At 40.4% G+C, this 21,866-nt stretch carries 20 protein-coding genes and 3 pseudogenes; 6 read left to right on the forward strand and 17 right to left on the reverse strand.

What is annotated here, in order from left to right; genetic code table 11:
• The 17 genes and pseudogenes from RT261_RS03725 to RT261_RS03805 form a co-directional block, all read right to left on the reverse strand.
• Window positions 1-575: pseudogene (locus RT261_RS03725) on the reverse strand (toprim domain-containing protein); the annotation flags it as partial.
• Window positions 576-740: 165 nt separating this feature from the next.
• On the reverse strand, window positions 741-1,451 hold the full coding sequence (locus tag RT261_RS03730; protein ID WP_313129526.1) for a DUF4366 domain-containing protein: 711 nt from the start codon (window positions 1,449-1,451) through the stop codon (window positions 741-743).
• Window positions 1,448-1,690 (reverse strand): DUF4315 family protein, encoded by a 243-nt coding sequence (locus RT261_RS03735; RefSeq protein ID WP_313129529.1) that lies wholly within the window; start codon window positions 1,688-1,690, stop codon window positions 1,448-1,450. The genes RT261_RS03730 and RT261_RS03735 overlap by 4 nt, the downstream gene beginning before the upstream one ends.
• A gap of 12 nt (window positions 1,691-1,702) precedes the next feature.
• Window positions 1,703-3,466 carry a C40 family peptidase gene (locus RT261_RS03740; RefSeq protein ID WP_313129532.1) on the reverse strand — a complete coding sequence of 588 codons (1,764 nt, stop codon included), beginning with the start codon at window positions 3,464-3,466 and terminating at the stop codon, window positions 1,703-1,705.
• Between the two features lie 61 nt (window positions 3,467-3,527).
• Window positions 3,528-4,397, reverse strand: a complete 870-nt coding sequence (locus RT261_RS03745) for a hypothetical protein (protein ID WP_313129534.1) — start codon at window positions 4,395-4,397, stop codon at window positions 3,528-3,530.
• A 66-nt stretch (window positions 4,398-4,463) separates the two neighbouring features.
• Window positions 4,464-6,851: a VirB4-like conjugal transfer ATPase, CD1110 family gene (locus tag RT261_RS03750; RefSeq protein ID WP_442871761.1), complete on the reverse strand. Its 2,388-nt coding sequence runs from the start codon at window positions 6,849-6,851 to the stop codon at window positions 4,464-4,466.
• On the reverse strand, window positions 6,775-7,212 hold the full coding sequence (locus tag RT261_RS03755; RefSeq protein WP_313129541.1) for a PrgI family protein: 438 nt from the start codon (window positions 7,210-7,212) through the stop codon (window positions 6,775-6,777). Before RT261_RS03755 ends, RT261_RS03750 begins: the two co-directional genes overlap by 77 nt.
• Window positions 7,213-7,266: 54 nt before the next feature.
• On the reverse strand, window positions 7,267-7,971 hold the full coding sequence (locus tag RT261_RS03760; RefSeq protein ID WP_313129544.1) for a VirB6/TrbL-like conjugal transfer protein, CD1112 family: 705 nt from the start codon (window positions 7,969-7,971) through the stop codon (window positions 7,267-7,269).
• 11 nt (window positions 7,972-7,982) lie between these two features.
• Window positions 7,983-8,195, reverse strand: coding sequence for a Maff2 family mobile element protein (locus RT261_RS03765; RefSeq protein WP_195964608.1), 213 nt, complete (start codon window positions 8,193-8,195; stop codon window positions 7,983-7,985).
• A 153-nt stretch (window positions 8,196-8,348) separates the two neighbouring features.
• Window positions 8,349-10,139, reverse strand: a complete 1,791-nt coding sequence (locus tag RT261_RS03770) for a VirD4-like conjugal transfer protein, CD1115 family (RefSeq protein ID WP_313129547.1) — start codon at window positions 10,137-10,139, stop codon at window positions 8,349-8,351.
• Window positions 10,136-10,612, reverse strand: a complete 477-nt coding sequence (locus tag RT261_RS03775) for a PcfB family protein (RefSeq protein WP_313129549.1) — start codon at window positions 10,610-10,612, stop codon at window positions 10,136-10,138. The genes RT261_RS03770 and RT261_RS03775 overlap by 4 nt, the downstream gene beginning before the upstream one ends.
• 27 nt (window positions 10,613-10,639) lie before the next feature.
• Window positions 10,640-10,993 (reverse strand): DUF7768 domain-containing protein, encoded by a 354-nt coding sequence (locus RT261_RS03780; protein WP_313129551.1) that lies wholly within the window; start codon window positions 10,991-10,993, stop codon window positions 10,640-10,642.
• A 66-nt stretch (window positions 10,994-11,059) separates the two neighbouring features.
• Complete coding sequence (locus RT261_RS03785; protein WP_331665385.1) at window positions 11,060-11,965, reverse strand: DUF6017 domain-containing protein; 906 nt, start codon at window positions 11,963-11,965, stop codon at window positions 11,060-11,062.
• Between the two features lie 31 nt (window positions 11,966-11,996).
• Window positions 11,997-12,923 (reverse strand): ParB/RepB/Spo0J family partition protein, encoded by a 927-nt coding sequence (locus tag RT261_RS03790; protein ID WP_313129556.1) that lies wholly within the window; start codon window positions 12,921-12,923, stop codon window positions 11,997-11,999.
• Window positions 12,880-13,703 (reverse strand): annotated as a pseudogene (locus RT261_RS03795) (ParA family protein). Before RT261_RS03795 ends, RT261_RS03790 begins: the two are co-directional and overlap by 44 nt.
• An 85-nt stretch (window positions 13,704-13,788) precedes the next feature.
• A pseudogene (locus tag RT261_RS03800) lies at window positions 13,789-14,136 on the reverse strand (23S rRNA (uracil(1939)-C(5))-methyltransferase RlmD); the annotation flags it as partial.
• Window positions 14,137-14,429: 293 nt separating this feature from the next.
• The gene (locus RT261_RS03805) at window positions 14,430-14,612 is read right to left on the reverse strand and encodes a hypothetical protein (RefSeq protein ID WP_313129558.1); all 183 of its coding nucleotides are present in this window, start codon (window positions 14,610-14,612) and stop codon (window positions 14,430-14,432) included.
• 185 nt (window positions 14,613-14,797) lie between these two features.
• Here RT261_RS03805 and RT261_RS03810 point away from each other — a divergent pair, with 185 nt between their 5' ends.
• The 6 genes from RT261_RS03810 to RT261_RS03835 all read left to right on the forward strand — a co-directional run bounded on the left by RT261_RS03810 (window position 14,798) and on the right by RT261_RS03835 (window position 21,684).
• Entirely contained in the window at window positions 14,798-15,199 is a 402-nt protein-coding gene (locus RT261_RS03810) for a hypothetical protein (RefSeq protein ID WP_313129560.1), read from the forward strand.
• Between the two features lie 45 nt (window positions 15,200-15,244).
• The gene (locus RT261_RS03815) at window positions 15,245-15,406 is read left to right on the forward strand and encodes a hypothetical protein (protein WP_313129563.1); all 162 of its coding nucleotides are present in this window, start codon (window positions 15,245-15,247) and stop codon (window positions 15,404-15,406) included.
• A gap of 703 nt (window positions 15,407-16,109) precedes the next feature.
• Complete coding sequence (locus RT261_RS03820; RefSeq protein ID WP_313129566.1) at window positions 16,110-16,340, forward strand: hypothetical protein; 231 nt, start codon at window positions 16,110-16,112, stop codon at window positions 16,338-16,340.
• Window positions 16,341-16,557: 217 nt separating this feature from the next.
• Window positions 16,558-19,791 carry a UvrD-helicase domain-containing protein gene (locus RT261_RS03825; protein ID WP_313129569.1) on the forward strand — a complete coding sequence of 1,078 codons (3,234 nt, stop codon included), beginning with the start codon at window positions 16,558-16,560 and terminating at the stop codon, window positions 19,789-19,791.
• Between the two features lie 199 nt (window positions 19,792-19,990).
• The gene (locus tag RT261_RS03830) at window positions 19,991-20,149 is read left to right on the forward strand and encodes a hypothetical protein (protein ID WP_313129571.1); all 159 of its coding nucleotides are present in this window, start codon (window positions 19,991-19,993) and stop codon (window positions 20,147-20,149) included.
• Between the two features lie 623 nt (window positions 20,150-20,772).
• A complete protein-coding gene (locus tag RT261_RS03835; RefSeq protein WP_313129573.1) occupies window positions 20,773-21,684 on the forward strand; it encodes an NUDIX hydrolase in 912 nt (303 codons plus the stop codon).
• The last annotated feature ends 182 nt before the right edge of the window (window positions 21,685-21,866 follow it).

Consider the following 21,866-nt stretch of genomic DNA (forward strand, 5'->3'; position numbering starts at 1 on the left):
GGTGACATTACTCGCCCGATGTTTAGGGTCTGATTGTATAGGACGGAGAAAAGACGGGTGGCATTGATACCCACAATCCAATCGGCTTTTGCCCTGCACAGGGCAGCTTCGTAAAGGTTATCGTATTCTTTACCGTCCTTTAGATTTTCAAAACCCTTTTGAATGGCGGTATCCTCAAGAGAGGAAATCCAAAGCCTTTTGATAGGCTTTTTACACTTTGCTTTTTCATAGACAAGACGGAAGATAAGCTCGCCCTCACGCCCTGCATCGGTGGCACATATCACGGTGTCCACTCGGCTGTCGTTTAACAGCTTTTTCAGCACATCAAACTGCTTTTTGGTACTGCTCGAAACTTGATATTGCCAAAGGGCAGGAAGTATGGGTAAATCCCCATACCTCCACTTGGCATATTTTTCATCGTAGCTGTCGGCAGGGGCAAGCTCCACCAAATGCCCTACACACCACGAAACAATGTAATTGTTGCCCTCGGTATAGCCGTCCTTGCGGCTTGTCGCTCCTAAAATCTTTGCAATGCTCTGTGCAACGCTTGGTTTTTCTGCTATGACTAATTGCATATCGTTATCCCTCCTTATGCGGTTTTGGGGTTTCGGTTTTTTCATGTACAATGATGAGCTTACGGATTTTCTGCTCCTTTTTCGGCGGTCTGTCTGTAACAGGTGGCAGCGAACACTGTGGCTTTTGCATCATCATTCTTTCATAGGCACTGTCGGTAAAATATTTCACTGGGTATCGTCCTCACTTTCTTCGGGAGTGTCCTCCTGTTCCTCAGAGGTCGGCGCATATTCGTCCTCGTCATCATCATCGCTGTAATCATATTCGTTCATATTGGGGTTGCTCTGCGGCTTTGCCTTGTTTTTTACCACCTTGAAATAGTAGAAAGCACCGCCGCCGATTAAGCCGAACACAATAAGAAGTGCCACAATCCCCATCGGGTTGCCTTTTTCGGGCTGTGGCTCGGCAGGCTCGGTCAACTCGGGGGCTTTGCCTGTGCAATCGGCTCTGCTATTGCTACACAGGGTACAATCTGCATTTACTGCACCCGTTTCGCATTTTTCCTTGCAAGGGCAAACTTTAGGCTCGGTTGGAGCATCTTCCATGAGGGCAAGCAAATCGGCTTCATCTACCATGTTCAAAAGGTAAACATTGTCCTCGTTGCCTGCACGGTCGATGACGAGATAAAAATAGTTGACGTTTTTGGATACAGCGGTAATAAACTGCTTATCAATCTCGTCTGTTCGCTCCACATCGTCCACAAGGGTTAAATTGCCCTCGGGGGTAAGAGGAACAGAGGGGGTGGGTGTTTCGGTCACTTCGGGTGTAGGCTCGGTAGTATGCTCACCACCGCTTGCAAAGGCAGTGGTGGAAAAGGCGGTCATGCAAAGCACCGTCATGAGCATAACGGCAATAATACGGATTTTAGTTTTCTTCATTCTTTATTTTCCTCCTGTTTTTCAGATGAAAAAGGCACACCGCTTTTACTGCGGTATGCCGTGACAACATCGGTTAAATTTTCTGTGCTGATTTTTGCACCTCGGATAAGTCCGATAATTTCAAGGTTTTCAAACTCGGTTTTTTGCTTGTTCAGTTCTTCCCATTTCCCTTGCAAAAGCTCGATTTTATCCTCGATTTTCTTCATATCGGAAAGTACCTTTTTTAGTTTTGCGTTCAAATAGTTTCCTCCTTAATTCATAAGCCCGTAGCCCATAATCACACTGCTGTTAAGGTCATAATCTCTGATTTTGCAGGCATCGCCGCTATTGCCCTCAACGGTGTAAACACGGTTTCCGTCTGTGCCGATAACAATACCCACATGGTCGGAGCTGCCATCGCTCTCCCAATCGAAAAAGATAACATCGCCGGGGGCAATGTCTTTGTATCCTCTGTTTGCCCATCGCCCTTTGGACGAGAAGTAAGGGATACCTTGACTTTGGCAGGCGGCAAACTTAGGCTCGGAATATCCTGCTTGATTAAGCACCCATGACACAAAGCAGGCACACCATTCCACACGGCTGTTAAAGCCGTACCATGACCAATAGGGCTGACCGCCCACGTTGCCTACCTGTGATTTTGCAATGTCTACGCTATTTTGATTGCCCTGTCTTTCGCCATTGACAAAATCAACACCGCTTAAATCAGTGGAGGGGCTACCGTCAATAGAGCCGCCGCCGAAGAGTAGCGGTTTATTTCCCTTTGTTTGCAGATAAACATTGTACATTTCAAGCTGTTTTGCAGTAAGCAGGCTGTTTGCAACGGTGTTTATGGACTTGTTTGTGAGCTTCACATTTAAAATGTAATAGTCATAAGGTACTTCCACCTCATAGGTGTCAGTGTGGGTGTTACCGTCCGCATCTGTCCATGTGTCCGTCCTCGTTTCGGTGCGATAGCGTACCTCTACGGTTTCGGTCAGCGTGAGCTTGTATTGCTTTTCAAACACCCTCTGTAATTCGCCCTGCACCTCGCTTGCATTGAAATATTGCAGTAAGGCGGTAAGGTAAGATGTAAGCTGATGAGGGTCGTGTGCTATGGTGTCTAAGTCATAGCGGTACTCATCATAATCGGGATAATCCCTTTCGGTGTTGTTAATCTGTGCCTGCAACGCTGTTTCAAGTGCTGTGTAGTTGTTGTTGGCAGCAATAAGTTCCTCGTTTTCGGAAGTGTAAGAGGTTGATACCACATTGGTTATTGCCCCTTGAAACATGACCGAGCAGGAGGAAACCGCCCCGGCAATTAAGGCAATCATCAAAAATAGGGCAAGTAGAATGAGCAATACTTTTGGGTTTTTAGCAACTGCCGATACTGCCTTTGGTGCCGTGTCTGCCCCTTTTTTGACCGCCAATTTTGTGGTCTTGGCGGTGGTCTGTGCCGCCTTTGTACCTTTCCTGTATCGTTTGGCAATGTACTCTTTTTTAATAGCTCTTTTTTGTTGAAAGCGAGAAATAGGGTTACTTGCCGCCTGTGGGTTATCCAGAATACTTTTCTTGTAAAGGACATTCACATCGGATTGTATGCTCTTTTTCTCTGCCTTTGCCAGTGTGCGGTAGGGCTTCAGCTTGTGGGAGTGATAGGCACTTTGAACACGGTGTATAGCAAATTCACCTGCCTTTTCGGTGCCGTGTGCGGCTTCAAGCCCCACATTGTCCTGCTCATCTTCGCTGATTTTCTTATGCACAGCAGACAGGATAGCCCTCTCGGGAGCTTTTTTAATGCCATGAGAAAGTTTAGAGGGTGGCTTTGGCTTATCCACTTCCTCGAAATGCAAACGCACCTTTGTTTTGCCAGTGTCGGCATCAAAGGTGCGTTCTTTGGTTTTTACTGTTTTCTTCGGTATATTGGTCTGTGCCTTTTCCAGTTTATTAGCCGCTTTTTCTGATTTTGCTATGGGCTTTTCTAAGGTCGGGTCGGCTCGTTCTTCTTCTGTAAATTGAAGTCTTGATTGTTTTTTCATAGAACCTCCTTTCTTGATTTTGGGCATAAGAAAACCCACCGCCAAGGATGGGTTAAATTTGTTATTTAGCTGATTTTGCTTTGTTCCATTCGATTTTCAAATAAGTTCTGATAATATTCCTTAAGAATATCAAATCATTTTGCAGATTAGTTATTTCATTTACCCTATCTTTCTTTTTTTCTTCTAATCGCTTCACATTAAGAATATCTCCTGTTTGATAGTACGGCTCTTCCATATCCATCATTTCCTCAGCTTCCTCGTGGTAATATTCTCCGACTTTAACCATTTCAACATTATGGTACATCTCTTGCTGAGCTTTATTGATAGATTTTTGAAGTTCGCTTAATCCTCCATCTTGGATAAAAACATTGTATTTATTGAATTTTTGAGATAATGATATTGCAAAACGCACAATCAATTCGTTTTTACCGATATTGCTTTCTTTATTAAGAAGAATATCTAAATCCTCGTTTTTTGCTTTATCATCTTCATGCCCAAAATACAAAACCAGTAATTCCGTCTTTTCTATTGAATGGTTAAAAGCTGTTTGGATTTTCTCAGTATCTTTTGAATTAAGCATTGAGAAATATAACGATAATAACTCGGCTGAAAGATTTCGCACTTTTTGTATCCATTCAATTCTTGCACTTGCAATCAAATTAGCATCAATATTGGCTTTATTTATCTTCTCTTGAAATTGTAGTGTTTCACTATTCCATTTTTCTTGCAAAGCAATGTTTTCATCATTTATTTTCTTTTGAATTTCATTGTTGCTTTTGCTTATTTCTCGAGAATTTTTCTCGCTTCTCCACGCAACAAATATTGACCCTAAAATAGAAATTAGGGCAACAACAATTGCAATAATATTACCACTTGTCCAAAAGCCTTCTGCTGAATTAGAAATAAGTTCAATCGTTCCTTCTATATTCATTGCAACACCCTCCATTTATATCATTATACCACCTCCTTTCGCCAAAATATAGCAATATCTATGGATTTACTCCTGTTTGGTTTCGTCCAACTTTGTAGTCATAATGCTGTAAAGCTCAGTGTTTCTCGGGAATTTATCCACGAAAGGCAAAATGACATTACCATAGAACAACAAGCCCTCGCCAACACCGCTGCCTGTCACATAAGAGAGCTGATGAGGGGAGATATTAAGCTGCTTGGCAAGTATCTGTCTATCGCCTGCCGCTTGGTTGAGCATATACACAAAGTCTGAGTTTTCAAAGATGTTCTCCACTTCTCGAGAGGATAACAGGTCTTTGATGTTCTGCGTAATCGCTGTGGGAATACCGCCCCATTTACGAAAGCGTTTCCAAATCTCCACCGAGTAGGCGGCGGTTTGTTCCTCTTTGAGCAGCAAATGAAACTCGTCCATATAGTAGCGAGTGGAGCGTTTCTCCGCACGGTTTATGGTTACTCTGTTCCACACTTGGTCTTGCACGATGAGCATACCGAGCTTTTTAAGCTGTTTACCCAATTCCTTAATATCGTAGCAGACAGTACGGTTTGTAATATCCACATTTGTCCTGTGGTTGAACACGCTAAGACTACCTGTGACATAGATTTCAAGAGCAGAACGGATATGCTTTGCTTCTTTTTCCTCCTGTCTGCCTAAAGCATCGTAAAGGTCACCCAAAATCGGCATTTTGGCAGGGGCGGGGTCGGCAAGGTATTCTGCATAAACGAGAGTAACACAGCGGTCAATAATGGATTTTTCCACAGGGGTCAATCCCTCTTTACCGCCGACAATCAGCTCACACAAGGAGAGGATAAAATCGCTCTTTAGTGCAAGAGGGCTATCGTCCTCAGAGTAGTTGAGGTTGATGTCCATAGGATTGATATACTGGCTGCTTGTGGGAGATATCTTGATAACCTGTCCTTTGAGCCTTTGCACAAGGGAAAAATATTCGCCCTCAGGGTCGCACACGATGATGTCATCGGTGGTAATCAGAAATACATTGGTGATTTCTCGCTTTGCGGCAAAGGATTTACCACTGCCGGGTGTACCGAGGATAAGCCCGTTGGGGTTTTTGAGCTGCTTGCGGTCTACCATGATGAGGTTGCTTGACAGGGCATTTAAGCCATAATACAAGGCTTCGCCGCCTGATTGGAAAAGCTCCTGTGTGGTAAAAGGCACAAAAATAGCGGTGCTTGAGGTAGTCAAGCTCCGCTGTATGGGTACAAGATTTTTGCCGAGGGGCAGTGATGCCATAAAGCCCTGCTCCTGCTGATAATCAAGCCTTATGAGGGTGCAGTTGTGCTTGTTGGCAATACCGCTTGCTTGGAGCAGGATATTGTCCAATTCCTTTTTGCTGTCGGCGGTATTTAGCACAAGAAATGTAATTAAAAACATTCGCTCATTGCGGCTTTGCAGGTCGGCAAGGAGCTTCGTTGCTTCACCGCCATAGGTAGCAAGGTCTGACGGAATGATGTCCATGTCATACCCTGCACGGACAGCCTTTTTCTGTTCCTCAATCTTCATTTTATCGAGGTCGGTAATCTTACGCTTGATAGTTTTGATTGCTTTCATTTGGTCTACCGACTGAATGTGCATGGTGACAATGAGGTTGCTCTCCATTTCCAAAAAGTCGGACAGTACACGGTCATTCAGCTCGGGGGCGAGTATCTGCAAAAAGGATACCGCACCGTATTTATCGCCTGTTCTGAATGTGCCTTTCTCCTTAAACTCAAAAGAGGACGGGGCGATAAAGTCCTTTGTACTAAGCCCCGAGGGAGCAAGCCAGTTCCACTCAAAGGCAAAGGGGGCATTGCCACTCATACGAAGAATATTGTGCATGAGCTTTAATCGCTGTTTACCGTCAAGAGAGGTAAGCTGCACACCCAATCGCTTAAATGCGTTCCACAGGTCATTTTCAATGCGTTCAAGACGGGGCTTGGCGATTTTGATATTCTCGGCTTCAATGCCAAAGGTAAGGTATTTTGTTTTCACAAGTCCGTTGTTGCCCCTTGCAAGCTGATTGTGCAGCATCTCACTGTACTCTGTTCGGATACTGTCGAAATCATCTGCCTGCGGAGCGATGAACACGCTTTTTTCAAAGTCCTTTGTATTCGCTGTGGTGTTTAAGAATGTGAGCTGAAATTTGATTGTGCTGTCAAAGTAATTGAGGAAGTCGCACCAACTTTCAAAGATGGCGGTCTTGTCCTCGTTCTGTGCAATCTGATAATTGATGTCATCAAATTGCAGGGTTTTGGTGTAGAGCTTATCACCCACATGACAGATACCATCGGGGAAGATATGACGGTAAGGGATACTGTCCTGTGCAGACTTTACACCTTTGGGTTTATTGTTCGCCCTTTGCACCGCACTTGCGATGCTTTGCTTTTCCACTCGGGTGAGCTTTATGGGCTTCTTTTCGATTTTTGACAATTTGATTTACCTCCATGTCTAAGTAATATTGCCTTTCCAATAACGGATAGAAATTGTCCGTCCTGTAAGGTCTTTGTTTTGGGTTGAGAAAACGCACCGCCGCATAGTTTTTGAGGATTACCTCAAGGGGCTGACCGTGCTTTTCATACATGGCAAACATGAACAGCGGCAGCATGAGAAACATCATTACAAGCACCGCCGGGCTTGTGCCGATATAGTCTTTGAGAATGAAAAAAGGCGGTAATCCTACCGCCAGTGCCGCCGAAAAGCAGATAATTTGCCGCTTCGTAAGGTTTAGAGCAACCTTTGTTTTTACATTGCTTAAATCTTTGGGGATTGGTACATAAGCCATAAAATCCTCCTTTCTGCCTTGCTGTGCAAGGTCTTTAGTGTGCAAGCCCATTTATCAATGGGCTGAGAATATGCTCTTTGCCAATGTACCCGTCTTAAAGAGGGAGAAGCAGAGCAGTACCGTGTACATCATGCAAGTCCAAATCGCTTTTATGGGGTCATCACCTGTTGCAATGGACTGAATAAGCACCGCATAAATGCCAACGCACACCATAATGAGGAAACCTTGAAATGCGAGGGCAAGCAGAGCTTTGAGGTAGTTGTTTCCCATGTTCCACTCCTTGCTTGACATTGTAGCAATGGGAATTGCTCCAAGAGAGGTCATGAGATAGATTTCAAGCATTCTTCCGTACACGATAATGAAAATGCAAACGGATAATGCCCACATGATAATGCCCATCATAATGGGAAATGTGTTTGTCACAAGCACCACAGCAATAAAGGTTTTCATCATCCACTTGAAAATATCCGAGGGTGGGAAGTCGTGCATATTGTTTCTGTCAATGACCATTTGTATCAGCTCGTAGCACATCACAAAGGTCAAAATTATTCCGGCTATGGGCATGATAACGGTGTCCGATAAGTTCTCAATCATGGAGAAAACACCGCCATTCCATTGTGACGGTGTTTTTCCCACATCTCCGGCAATCCTTGATACTTCTGAATTGATGTTATCGAACAAGCCCGTTAGATTACCCATAATGCCGTCAACGAGCAGTTTGGTTATCCACTCGTTGATTGCATCAAGGATAAAATCCATCGGCTGTTATCTTAAAACAATCCGCTGAGAAGTGGTACAAGAGTCATGCCAATCAGTGCTACGCCACCGCCTGCCATGAGCTGCTTCATACCCTGTGATTTAGCACCGGGGTTATCGTTGCCGTACCCCTCAAGGAGATTGATAACTCCCCAAATGCCAAGTCCTGCTCCAAGAGCGATAACGAGTGTCTGCAATGCTGTTACTGCCTGATTAAAAAATTCCATAGTTTTTTTCTCCTTTAATTTTGGTTTTGTTGGTTTGTGTTTTGGCAATAAAAAACGCTGTTCACTGACAGCGTTAAAAGACCACAATCATAGGCAACACCTCCTTTCTATGTGGCTTGTATATATAAAAAACACCACCTTGAACGGTAGTGTTTATTGCCCGTCTGAGGGCGGTGGCTCGGTTGTTTCTTCCTCTTTGCTTAAATCGTAAACCTCGTACACATCACTCCCTTTGAGCTTTAGTTTGGTGGATAAGAATTTCTCAATGTCAAAGGCATTTTTCTTATCAAAGTCCGAGAGGTACTTGTATTTCGGGTGCTTAGTAATATCGTACTTATCGCTGAAAAAGGGGCGAACACCTCTAAGCTGTAAAATACATTTTCCACCATCCATGACAGACAGCTCGTCCATGCTCATCAGCTCTTTTCCAAGCCGCTGATAGTTGATACCATAACTGCGTTGGCTACCTCGGGTGTCGGAAGTATTAAACATATCAATGGTTTCTTTGCCGAGGGTTTCAGTTAAGTCCTTGAGGGTGGTTTTTTCCTTGCCACCGAGGAAAATCATGCTGTCACAGTTGCCGATTATGGTGTCGGAGTTGTCTTTGTAGAGTGCTTTTAACTGGCTCTGTGCCTGCAAAACAAGGCAAGCGGAGATTTCACGGCTGCGAATGGTTGCCATGAGCTTTTCAAGGTTGGGTATCTGCCCGATATTGGCACACTCATCAATTAAGCACCGCACATGAACAGGTAAGCGACCGCCATACACATCATCGGCTTTGTCACAAAGCAAGTTAAAAAGCTGTGTGTAGCACATGGATACAAGAAAATTGAATGTGGCATCGGTATCGCTAATGATGATAAAGAGTGCTGTTTTCCTATCTCCAAGGATATCAAGCTCCAGTTCATCATAGGCGGTCAGCTCTCTAAGCTCTTTAATATCAAAGGGAGCAAGCCTTGCACCACAGCTAATTAAAATCGACTTCGCTGTTTTGCCTGCGGCTAATTTGTACTTCTTATATTGCCGCACTGCAAAGTGCTGAGGGTCTTTTTCCTCCAGCCTGTCAAACATCAAATCTACATTGTTCTTAAATTCCTCATCGTCCTCACGGACTTCACTGGCATTGATAAACTCAATCAGCGTTGTGAAGTTCTGCTCATCTTCAGGGGCTTCATAGTAGATATAGGCGATAAGGGCGGTATAGAGCAGGGTTTCCGCTTTCACCCAAAAATCATCGCCTGCCTTGCCCTCGCCTTTGGTATTGGCAATGAGGGTAGTAACGAGCTTTAAAATGTCTTTTTCACTTCTGATATAGGCGAAAGGGTTGTAGTGCATGGATTTCTTGAAATTGATAGTGTTAAGGATTTTCACCTTGTAGCCCTCACGGAGCAGCAGTTTTCCGCACTCAATGACGATACTGCCTTTTGGGTCAGTTACTACATAGGAACTGTGGCACTGCATGAGGTTTGGTTTGAGCCAAAATCTCGTTTTACCACTGCCCGAGCCGCCCACAATCAGCACATTTTTATTTCGTGCTGTCTTTGGGTCTTTGGGGCGGTTGTTCATGGTCAGTCGTTCAGTTTGAGTAAGCAGTACATTGTTTTGGAATGTGGGGTCTACATACGGCTCAATGTCTTTTGCGTTGCCCCACCGGGCAGAGCCATACTCCACACCCTTACGGTACTTTTTTGCGTTTTTACTGCGGACATAGATTATCAGCCTTAGTAATGCACCGATGACAAGCCCAATGAGCAAATCGGCAGGGTAAAAGGACGGAAATGGTACTGCAAAGGCTCTCGATAATCCCTCGCCCAAATTCAGTATCTTTTGCCCTAAATCAGCACCGCTTGTGTACAGCCATGCTTCGGGCAGCTTTGTAAACAGCAGCCCCAACACAAGGTAGGGAATGTTAAGGATAAGGAGCTTTTTCATCTTTTTACTCATAGGCTCTGCTCCTTATTTTTATGCTTCACCTTGTCTACAACGGTGTTTTTCACAATCTGAGCCAATTTTCTAAGCTCTGCAAGCACAGACGGTCGAGCCGCCTTTTTCACCATATCTGCGGTATATTCCTTAAAGGCATTGGTGATGGCATCGGCATCTTTACCTTTGAAAAAAACTACATATTTCGGCGGTACTTCGTGCTTATCTTTCATAACAGCAAAGTCCACACCATACTTTTTTGCCACTCGCTCAAAATCTTTGATGTTTTGGTCAGTGATTTCAATACTGGTCATGCCTTGACCTTGCTTTGCAAGCTGTTTTACCGACTGTTTCCCCTGTGGGATATTGGGGTGATTTTTCTTATCTTTCAAATGTGCAAGTAGCTTTAGCATTGCCTTTTTCAGCTCTCTGCCTGTGAGCTTGCCTGCACTGATGACAAGAGCAACGGTTTTTTGTTCCACTTCTTCTTGCATGAAAAATCCCTCCTTTCACGGTTTTTTCTATGGCCATTGTTCCTCTCTGCCTTGCCCATTGACGGTTAAAATACCCTCAAGGGTAGTGGCGGTGATATTCAGCCTTTGGGCGATGGCAATATCGTTTTTCACATTTTCATCTACGATACTGCCGCATACCACAAGCACTCTCGCACGGCGTAACATATCTCTCGCCATATCAATTCCGTCCTTATGCTCCTGCGGTACTTTGTCGCACAGGAACAGGGGAAGATACAGCGGTGGGCAAACAGGTGTGTAGCCTGCTTCATAGAGTTTTCTGCAATAGTTAGCCGCTGTTTCGGTTACTTCAAACTCGTTGTTGCTCCAAGCGGCGGTAATATAAGCCATTGGTTTTCTCATATTCAAAATCTCCTTTCATTTTCTTGCATGAAAAAAGGCACTCTGCAAATTTCTTTACAAAGTGCCTTAACGGTTAGGACTGTATAAATCGTGATTGACTAAAGCGGAGTAGTAGTTGTCTATGGTAGACGGGGCATTAAAAAGGGTTGCAAGCAAATATCGCTTGATATTTCGCACATAGGTGGTGTTTTTATTTAAGCAGTCAAACACATACTCAATGTGCGACGAGGTAATTCTCAGCATCTTGTCTTTCACAAGCCTTGCAGGGTAATCATCACCGGCAATGTTTATGGTGTCCTTTGTGGAACACAGGGTTTCGATGATAATGTCGGCTATTTCGTCTAAACGCTCACGCATACCGATACCGCCGTGCTGCTTAAAATGCCTGTATTCAATGTTTTCATAGACCAATTCTTTTACTTCTTCGTAAGTTTCACATCCTATCTCATCATATCCCGTTTTCTTGCCACTGTAAGGATTTGATTGATAAGGATTTGATTGATAAGGATTTGATGTTTCTGTATTAAATAAATCTTTTTTTGATTTATCAATAGTTTGTAGATAAGTATTTAATTGGTGGGGTTCTTCCTGTATAGGCATAGCCTGTGTTGGATTTCCCAGTATAGGGCTTTCCTGTGCAGGCAAGACCTCGGCAGGGAATGTGTCACCGCCCATGTTTTGCGGATACTCACGGATTGCATATTCCGTAGTTGTGAGCTGTCCTCGGTCATTTCTGACACGCTGACGGTGCATATATCCTATGGTTTCCAGTTCTTTTATCGCTCCGTTAATGCTGTCTATACCATCTTTGCAGATATAGGCAAGCCCCTTTACGGTGTAGTCCCAATCTTCGGGAAGAGACAGCATAAGGGATAACAAGCCTTTTGCTTTGAGCGACAGGGCTTTATTGCGTAAATGGTGGTTTGCCATAACGGTGTAGTCTTTTGTTTTTTCTATTCTGCACACAGCCATTTTCTCACTTCCTTTTGGTGCTGTTTTTACCTTATCGTTCTTGGCTTTGAGTGCGTTTCTTGTGCCATGTCTCCAGTAGTTTAAGTATGGTTTCTTCCATTTTCTGCGGTGTATAGGACTTGGGAAAATACTTTCTGAGCTTATCACTTGTAAGAGTTACCTTGTCGAGTTCCCCTTTCTTTTCCTCGCTCATAATGGCACACATGGCTTCAAGGGTACATTTTCCCTCTGCACTAAACTTTTTAAGCCGCTGTGCCTGTGAAAGAGAGGGGGTTGCCTGTTCCATATCCATAGCTTCAAGCAAGTTGGTTTGTTCCTCGGGCTTTAGGTAGGACAGCTCTACAGCAGGGTTAAAGGCGATTTTCTTATCATCTACCATGTCTAAAAGCTCGGGGATAAGCTCGGTAAGACGGATATAGCGGTGTATTTGCCGCTGACTGTCGGGAGCATTTTTTGCAAGTTCTTCCACACTCCACAACTTCTCGCCAACTTGGCGAGAAGTTAAATCAGAACGCTCACCCTGCCTTTTAATTGCATCTAATTTCAGCTTATATGCAAAGGCTCGCTCACTCGGCAAGATGTTTTCCCTTTGCAGATTGCTGTCCACCATAATGATAGTGGCGGCATCATCGTCAAGATTACGGACAAGGACGGGCATGGTTTCAAGCCCTGCAAGTTCGCTTGCTCTGTACCTGCGGTGTCCTGCAACAAGCTCATAACCGCCCTCATCACGAGGTCGGGCGATAGCAGGAACAAGCACACCATATTCCTTTATGCTCTCGGCGGTTTCTGCCATTGCTTCATCGTCTTTTACCTTAAATGGATGGTCTTTGAACGGAAACAGCTCTGCTAAAGCTATTTCCATAACCTTTTCTCTGCCTGCATCGGCTCGGCTTTCCTCGGTGGAGAATAAATCATCTACCGATGTCAGATTTATGTTTTTGGCGGAGCTTTTCAATTTTCAACACCTCCTTTGTGAGTTCTCTGTAAGCGTCTGCAACCTTGCCTTTGGGGTCATGTGCGAAAATGCTTTTGCCCTCGGCACTAATCTCGGCTGCTCTTACCGAATGGGGAATGTCCGTGCCGAATACCTTGACTTTACTGCCATAGGTATCACGAAGTGCAGGGTACTGATGTCCTTTGCAAAGTTCGTGCGGTTATCCACCATTGTCAGCAAGATACCGTCTATTTGCAGTTTGGGATTAATCTGCTTGCGTACCTTGTTAATGGTTTGGAAAAGCTGTTCTAAGCCCTTTGCAGGGAGATACTGAGCCTGCACAGGGATAATTACGCTGTCTGCCGCTGCCAGTGCATTGACGGTCAGCATACCAAGTGAAGGCTGTGTATCAAGCAGGATATATTGATAGTCTTTTTTCACCGTGTCAAGATACTGCTTCAAAATGGTTTCTCTGCTCATAGCGTTGATGAGGGATGCCTCCATACCCGATAGCTCAATATTGGCAGGGAGCAAATCCACACCCTCGGGGTGAGAAATAATGCCTTCCTTGTGTTCTAATGGGCTGTCGGTGATTACCTTGCCCATAACCGTTGCAAGGGTAGTAGGGATATTGTCGGGCTGTGCGTGTCCTAAACTGATAGACAATGAGCCTTGTGGGTCACTGTCTACGATTAAAATCTTTTTGCCCTCCTGTGCAAGCCCTATGCCTAAGTTGGCACAGGTTGTTGTTTTGCCGACACCGCCTTTTTGCATGGCAATGGCGATTACTTTTGCGTTCAACTTTTGTTCCTCCTTTCGATTTTGGGCATGAAAAATTGCCCTCTACAAAATGTAAAGAGCAATTCCCATATCTGTATTTAGTTTTCTATATTACTTGAAAATAAGTAAGAGCATCTTTAATAGCATCTACTTGAATAGGAGTGGGGTGTTTTCTCGGCTGTTTTAATGTTTCTACTGCATTAGGGGCATCGTACATGGGTAAACCCAAATCTCTCTTGACCTCGGCAATGTATGCTGTGTGTACTTTAAAGCTGTATTTTTCAAGGATATATTCCTTTATCAGCTTGTAAGTAGTTCTCTGTTTTGGCTTGTATGCCTCTGCTTTTTCAACTATACTATTAAGTGGTATCATACCTACGCTGTTTCCAAAGTCCACAGATACGTTGATATAGCTGTCTGGAGCTTTGTGGGTCTTTGGTAATACCGTTGAGACGGTTGTATTGATGTCAAGGGTGGAAAAGTAGAAACTTGAAAAGTGTAGAAATATGGAGTTCTTCGAGTTTTGATGATTTGCAGAATGGCAGAACCTCTCGTAAAATAGCTACTATACGGAAATTTATCTACTGTGAAAAAACCGCATAGTTGAGTAGACAGAATTGCGCTTTTGGGTAGGTTGTGTAGATAGAAATGTTGTAGAAATAGGCTAATTAACATTGCTGAAATGAAACCCAATGATGATTAGTCTGGCAACAATTATAGCCTGTGTGCCAGTGAATGTTATATGTTTTATCGCCTGTTTTTAATGGAGTAAATGATAACTAGCAACAAATTCTCTGTTTTGGTATTTAGATTTTTCTCATATAATCGGTTTATGGTGAAATCTGACAACACTTTTCTAAGCACCTTTTTTATTTGTAAACCATATTGACAATAAATGGAAATGTGTAATATTGGTTTGTTGTTATTCATGACGATACCTCCTTTGGTAGTATCATATATTAACTCTAAAGATCGATATTATCAAGTTGTAAGTTGAACAATAAATAAGAATTTGAAAGGTGGTTGAAAGGGATATGTTAATAATCGAAGCAACTATTTTATGTGCTTTATTTTTGGGAATATGCTATTTTAATACAGGTACCGACGAGAAAAATATGAAAAGCTTTTCCTCTTATCCTGATGAGGTACAATGCATCATAAAAGAAAATCCTATGCTAAAATCAAAAATCAAGTCTACCGCAGCCCTCACATCTTTTGTGGTTAATATTTTGATTTTCAGTGTTGTCCTTTTTATTTTCGGCTTATTCACCAGGCAGGAAAGTTTTGTGGCTAATTTCTTAAACACTTTGATTTTAGGTCAATTCTTAAATGCCTTTGATTTTTTTATCATAGATATGTTATGGTGGAGAAATTCTAAGCGAATAAGATTTACAGGGACAGAGAACAATCAAAGCATATATCGAAATCCCAAAAAACATTTTATTTCATTTTTAAAAGGAATTTTTGTTTTTTTGATTGTTGCTATGATTGATGGATTGCTATTATCATGCTTTTAACAAATTTCAATTTGTCAATGAACATGAAATTATGGAGTTTTTGTCATGGCTGAAAATTTAAGAATACATTTCATATCAGCTGCACCAAAGCGGGAGAAAAGAGTAGCTGCTTACGCTCGGGTAAGTACAAACGATGCAGAACAATTAAAAAGCCTGGCTGCACAAGTATCAGCATTTACAAGATTAGTAGCATCTACACCAGGGTGACTATTGGCTGATGTTTACATGGATACAGCGTCTGGTAAAGCTGGCACAGCAAGAAAAGAATTTAGTCGTATGCTTGAAGACTGTAAGGCCCATAAAATGTTGGCAGGCAGTTATAAAAAAGAATACCTTATAGCGAACTCTTGAGGGTGTGCGCTGTAAGGTGTTTTTTATGCTTTTAGGTGTGCAAACAGTGGTATTTAGAAAGTTTAGAAAGTATACAGAGAATTGTTGTAGATTACTGTTGAAAACGATCTAATAAAAGGATATACTAAATATGGATAATTATGCCTGTAAATCAAAGAAAAATCATTGAATATTCTTGTTTTCCAGAGCAATGAGTCCGGTTGATTGTGAGACAGTCTACCGGTTAGCATATGCCACCTTACTTTTGCTTAAATACCATTTACTTATTCGGATTGCATTCGTCAAGGGCTTGCTGCGTCAGCAGCGCTTGCATCTTTGATAAATTCAATTTGATTAAGTATTCTATCTAGGGCAAAAGAATAAGAAATAATGTATGGCTCACCTTTGCCGATATAGTGGCTCATTTTAACTGGACAGGATAAAGAGGATTTTGCGAGAGCGTTATCGTTTATGTATGCCTTCTTAGAGGAAATCAGCAACGCACTAGGAATCGAGCGAAATGAAATTGATGGTATTTTGGAACTTAACCTAGAACAGCACAGCTATGATATTTTGATTTATGATAATGTGCCAGGTGGGGGCAGGTCATGTTAAGCGATTGGTATATCGACAGGCAATTATTAATGCATTAAGAGCTGCTCACAATAAGGCTTCTCAGCAATGCTGTGATGAGAATGCATCATGTTATAGCTGCTTGAGAAATTATTACAATCAGTCTCACCATAGTAAGCTGCAGCGTAAATATGCAAGAGATTTTATAGAATTATTACTTCGGGAGATTGGAGTATGAAGATATGTTGAAGGAAGCTTGTGGGATAGAATAGTTCTTATATTAAAACAATTTGATAGAAAGAGTATCTCAATATACACTTCTTCTTTCTAAGGTATGATTGATGTAAAACGTGTAATAGGCGAGATGCTGGATGATTGCAATTGGTAATGGGGGTTCAATAATAAAGGAAATAAAAAGTACTTATGACGAGGAGTGAGTAACATTTTGGAATTTTTTGAATTGTTTTTTAAATACAGATAGATATATTGCAAAAAGTGAGTATTGCAATAAAATTTCACAATATGAATCTATTGTTTCTTTTTTTAAAGTATTAAGCAGTAGTGGTATGATGTCGTCTTATTGTTTAAAGAATGGAATGAATGCATCTGAAGTAGAATCGGATGTGAAAAAGTATTTAAATTTTGAAAAATATGTTGATCAACATAATGATGATTACATTAATAGAACTTTGAATGTAGAAAAAGACTATTTAGATAATATATTAAAGACGATGGATCCAAAGATTTTACTTGATGATGATCAGCGCCGAGTTATATTAACAGATGAAGATTATTGTTTGGTTATTGCCGGTGCTGGTGCAGGGAAAACAACAACGGTAGCAGCGAAAGTAAAATACCTTGTAGAAAAAAGAAATATTGATCCTGCTCAGATTTTGGTTGTATCGTTTACAAATAAGGCAGTCAATGAATTAAAAGAAAAAATAAATGATGACTTGGAGATAAAGTGTCCTATTGCGACATTTCATTCAACAGGAAATGCAATTATACATAAGAATGCTCCGGATGAGAAGCTAAATATCGCTGAAAATTCGAAATTATATTTTGTTATCAGAGATTATTTCAGAGGCTCTATTATGCAGAATGAAAATGTAGTCAATAAATTGATTATGTTTTTTGCATCATACTTTGACGCCCCATATGAAGGTGATGATTTGAATGTGTTCTTCAATCAGATCGCAAAAGCAAACTATTCGACATTGCGCAGTGATTTGGAGGACTTCAAACGAGAAGTAATTGATACCAGATCTAAGAAATCGGTGACTATACAGAACGAAGTGTTGCGGTCACACCAGGAAGTGGAAATTGCTAATTTTCTTTATTTGAATAACATTGATTATGAGTATGAACCAATTTATCAATATAATATTATGTATGCACGAAAACCATATACGCCAGATTTTGTAATTAAGCAGGATGGAAAAGTGGCATTTATTGAGCATTTTGGAATAACAGAAGACGGTAAAAATGATAGATTTAGTGACAAAGAAGTTGAAGCTTACAAAAAAGCAGTAAATGATAAAGTTTTATTACATCGTCAGCATGGAACAGCTTTGATATACACTTTTTCAAAATATAAGGATGGAAAACCTCTGCTGAAGCATTTGCAAGAAAAATTGGAAAATCAAGGTTTTAAATTAAAGCAACGTTCTAACACAGAAGTAATGGAAATGCTGGTTGCTGGAGAAGAAAACAGATATGTTAGAAAGCTAATTAATCTTATTTGTAGATTTATCTCTAATTTTAAGGTGAATGGATATACAGCAGATGATTTTAATCGCATGCATCACTCTACGCAAAATGTCCGAACAAGATTATTTTTGGAAATTTGTAATGATTGTTTCTTGGAATACGAGAAGTATTTGAAAGAAAACAATGCGGTAGATTTTCAAGATATGATAAATGAATCAGCCAGAATATTACAGGAAGTAAAAGAAATGAAGCAAAAGCTTGATTTCAAATATGTGATTGTAGATGAATACCAGGATATTTCTCGTCAGCGATTTAATTTGACGAAAGCTTTATCAGAGGTAACGGATGCAAAAATTATAGCAGTAGGAGATGATTGGCAGTCAATATATGCTTTCAGCGGTTCTGATATTACACTTTTTACAAAATTTGAAGAGAATATGGGGTATGCCAAACTACTTAAAATTGTAAAGACTTACCGTAACTCACAGGAAGTAATTGATATAGCTGGCAACTTTATTCAGAAAAATACAGAGCAAATAACAAAAAGATTGGAATCGCCGAAGCAAATTAGTGAACCGGTTATTATATATACTTATGACGGTACATACAAAGGCAAAAGCGGCAATCGAAAGAGTGGAGTAAATTATGCTACTGCTCACGCGGTTGAAGTAGCATTGGGACAGATTGTAGATTATAGTAAGCTGGAAGGTAGAAAATCAGAATCAATATTGTTGCTTGGTCGATTCGGTTTTGATGGAGAACAGCTGGAAAGATCAGGATTGTTTGAATATATTAATAGGGGAAGCAAAATCAAGAGCGTTAAATATCCGGGGCTTGATATTACATTTATGACAGCTCATTCATCGAAAGGGCTTGGGTATGATGAAGTTATTATTGTAAATGGAAAGAATGAAACCTATGGTTTTCCATCAAAAATTGAAGATGATCCGGTTCTAGCGTTCGTAATTAAAGGGGATCGATCTATTGATTATGCTGAAGAACGAAGACTTTTTTATGTTGCCATGACAAGAACGAAGAACCGTGTCTATTTTATTGCGCCTGAACAGAATCCTTCAGAATTTTTATTAGAGCTGAAAAGGGATTATAAGAATATTGTAATTCATGGAAATTGGAATGAGGATGAACCCAAAACAATTGGACGGAGAACATGTCCGATTTGTGGTTATCCGCTACAGTTTAAATATAAGAATGCATATGGGTTAAGATTATATATTTGTACAAATGAACCAGAAATATGTGGCTTTATGACGAATGAATATAAAGCTGGAAAACTTTCCATATTGAAATGTGATCAATGTAGGGATGGATATTTAATTGTAAAGCCAGCGAAATCAAAAGATTATTTTTTGGGTTGTACAAATTATAAGAAAGATGGAATCGGCTGCAACAATGTAATAAGTAAAAAACAGTTTTACGATTTGATGGGATATGGGCCGGATCCAATTCAGCCAGTTAAAGAAAAATCCAATTTAGTAGGACAACAGAATGATAATGCGAAAAGAACCTGCAATAACGATAAGGCAAAGAAAAAAATGAAAGAGTGTGTTGAACAGAAGCATATTGAAGAGGATAATATTTCAATAAAAAAGGCCGATTTTGAGCCTGTTCTTTACAATGGAATGGATTTGAATGATATTGTTCACATTGTACTTAGTGCGCTGCAGAATGTTAGTAATGTCCGTTATTATGGAGTAACTATGCTTGCTGATGCATTGACTGGCACAATAACAAAGAAACTGTTTGAGGCTAAATTGAATGCAATACCAGAGTTTGGAAAGTTGAATGCAGTTTCAAAAGATGAATTACATGCTGTTATTGATTGGTTGATTATGAATAATTTTATACTACAAACAAAAGGTCAATATCCGTTTTTGCATCCAACATATAATGGATTGCACTATGATGAAAAGATGACTTTAAAACAATTGAAGCAGCTAAAAAGATACCTTGAACAGTAGCTTGCCATTGAAACTGGAGATAAAAGGAGTAGTTGATGGATAAAACAAAGAGTAGTGCAGAAATAATGAGCATAGATGAATTACTAAATATTGATCTATCGGTGCCTAATTACCAGAAACCATAAAGTGGTCACTTCCAGATGTTAAGGGGCTAAAGATGGACGAAGAGACTTATTTAAAAGGAATATATAGCAATAATATGGCATTAACTAAAGAGGATAAAGCTAAACTGAATAGTAATTATGATAATTTTGTAAGATTTATGGAAAAACAAGGCGTGATAGTATTTCAAGAAGGTGTTGCAGATATATTAAAAGAGGAATTATTTCGTGAAATAATGAAGGTACTTCAAAATTAAATAGTATGTGTTATGAACTAAATTTAAAATTAAGGCTTGCACTCCATATATCGCTATGATTTGCAAGCCTGTTTTTTGTTTGAATAAAGCTTATTAAAGATAGTTTTTGACAAAATTACTTTTACAAGAACGCCCGATAAAACATGTGTTCCCAAGATGGAAGAATACCCAAATTTTCTCACTTGCCCCTTAGCTACGAATAAATCAAGTACAGCTTTTTTCCAGCTATCACTTGTGAAAATCTTTGTTATGGTTCTAATTTATATTTATACGGGACTGTCATAGTCAGCATATTTTTAATCGTAACATTCTGTAACCTTTTTCAACTCTCTTAATAGTGTAATCTGGGAAAAAATCCGATACTTTATGGTCTATTATTGTGTTCCAATAGTGGTACCGCCACCTGACATTAGAAAATTTTATAGCACGAAACCATGGAAATTAAGACAGTTCTATGGGACGTAGTAAGAAATAAATATCTGTATTTATAAAACCATGAATTTTTTAATAATAAAAAATGTTGACAAGAGAATAAAATGGTATTAAAATGATATTATCAATAAAGTACTAACTACAAATAATAATAAATAGTAAACAACAATTATCAAATCGAGGACAATCCAATGCCAAATAATTTATTAAAAAACAAACAAAATCTCACCGAAGAACAATTCCTAGCAACATATAATCCAAACAAATACGAGAGACCTTCCGTAACCGTAGACATGCTAATATTCACAGTAACCGATGAAGAAAAGGAAAACTACCGGAAGCTTCCCGAAAAAGTCTTAAGGCTTCTAATGATTAAAAGAGGCGACCACCCATACATTGGACAATGGGCTCTTCCGGGCGGATTTGTACACATGGACGAAAGCTTGGATGAAGCCGCTTTAAGGGAATTAAAAGAGGAAACCAACATTGATAATATATATATGGAGCAGCTTTATACATGGGGAGATGTGGGCAGAGATCCACGTACAAGAGTAATAAGTGCCTCCTATATGTCCTTGGTTGACAGTTCCACCCTTAATATCAAGGCAAGTGATGATGCAGATGATGCAAAATGGTTCACGGTTTCCTGTAGGTTATATCAAGAGCAAAAGACAGTAACTGAACAAGGATATATCCTGCAAAAATTGTTCAAATTGAATTTGTCAAACGATGAAAATAACCTTTCAGCAATTGTAAAAACTATAAAGACTGTCGAAGGTAAAGTGACAAAAGTAGAAAGAGAAGTAGTTGAATCAAATGGAATTGCTTTTGACCATGCAAAAATTATTGAATATGGGATTGAAAGGTTACGAAGCAAAATTGAGTACACGGATATAGCATTTAATCTAATGCCGGAATTGTTTACTCTTACGGAATTTCAGAAAGTGTACGAAGTTATACTTGATACGGAATTGTTAAAAGCAAATTTCAGAAGGAAAACTGCTAACATGGTAATTGAGTCGAATGAATATACCAAGAACGCAGGACATAGGCCTTCCAAGTTATTCAGGTTTAATCCCAACTGGACTAATATTTCTGAGTAATAAAAAAGATTTGAAAACCCAAAGTGCTGGAATTCATATGGAATGAAAATGTTCAAAAGATTTAAGGTATGAAATTTTAACGGCATCAGGGAAACCACTCCGCTTCTGTAAGGAGTGGAGATAGGGATTTGCCTGTTTCAGCAGGAGTTCAAGCACTTCAAGAACCTGCTGAAATGCCACGT

Source organism: Anaerocolumna sp. (genome assembly GCF_032079385.1).
Classification (GTDB): domain Bacteria; phylum Bacillota; class Clostridia; order Lachnospirales; family Lachnospiraceae; genus Anaerocolumna.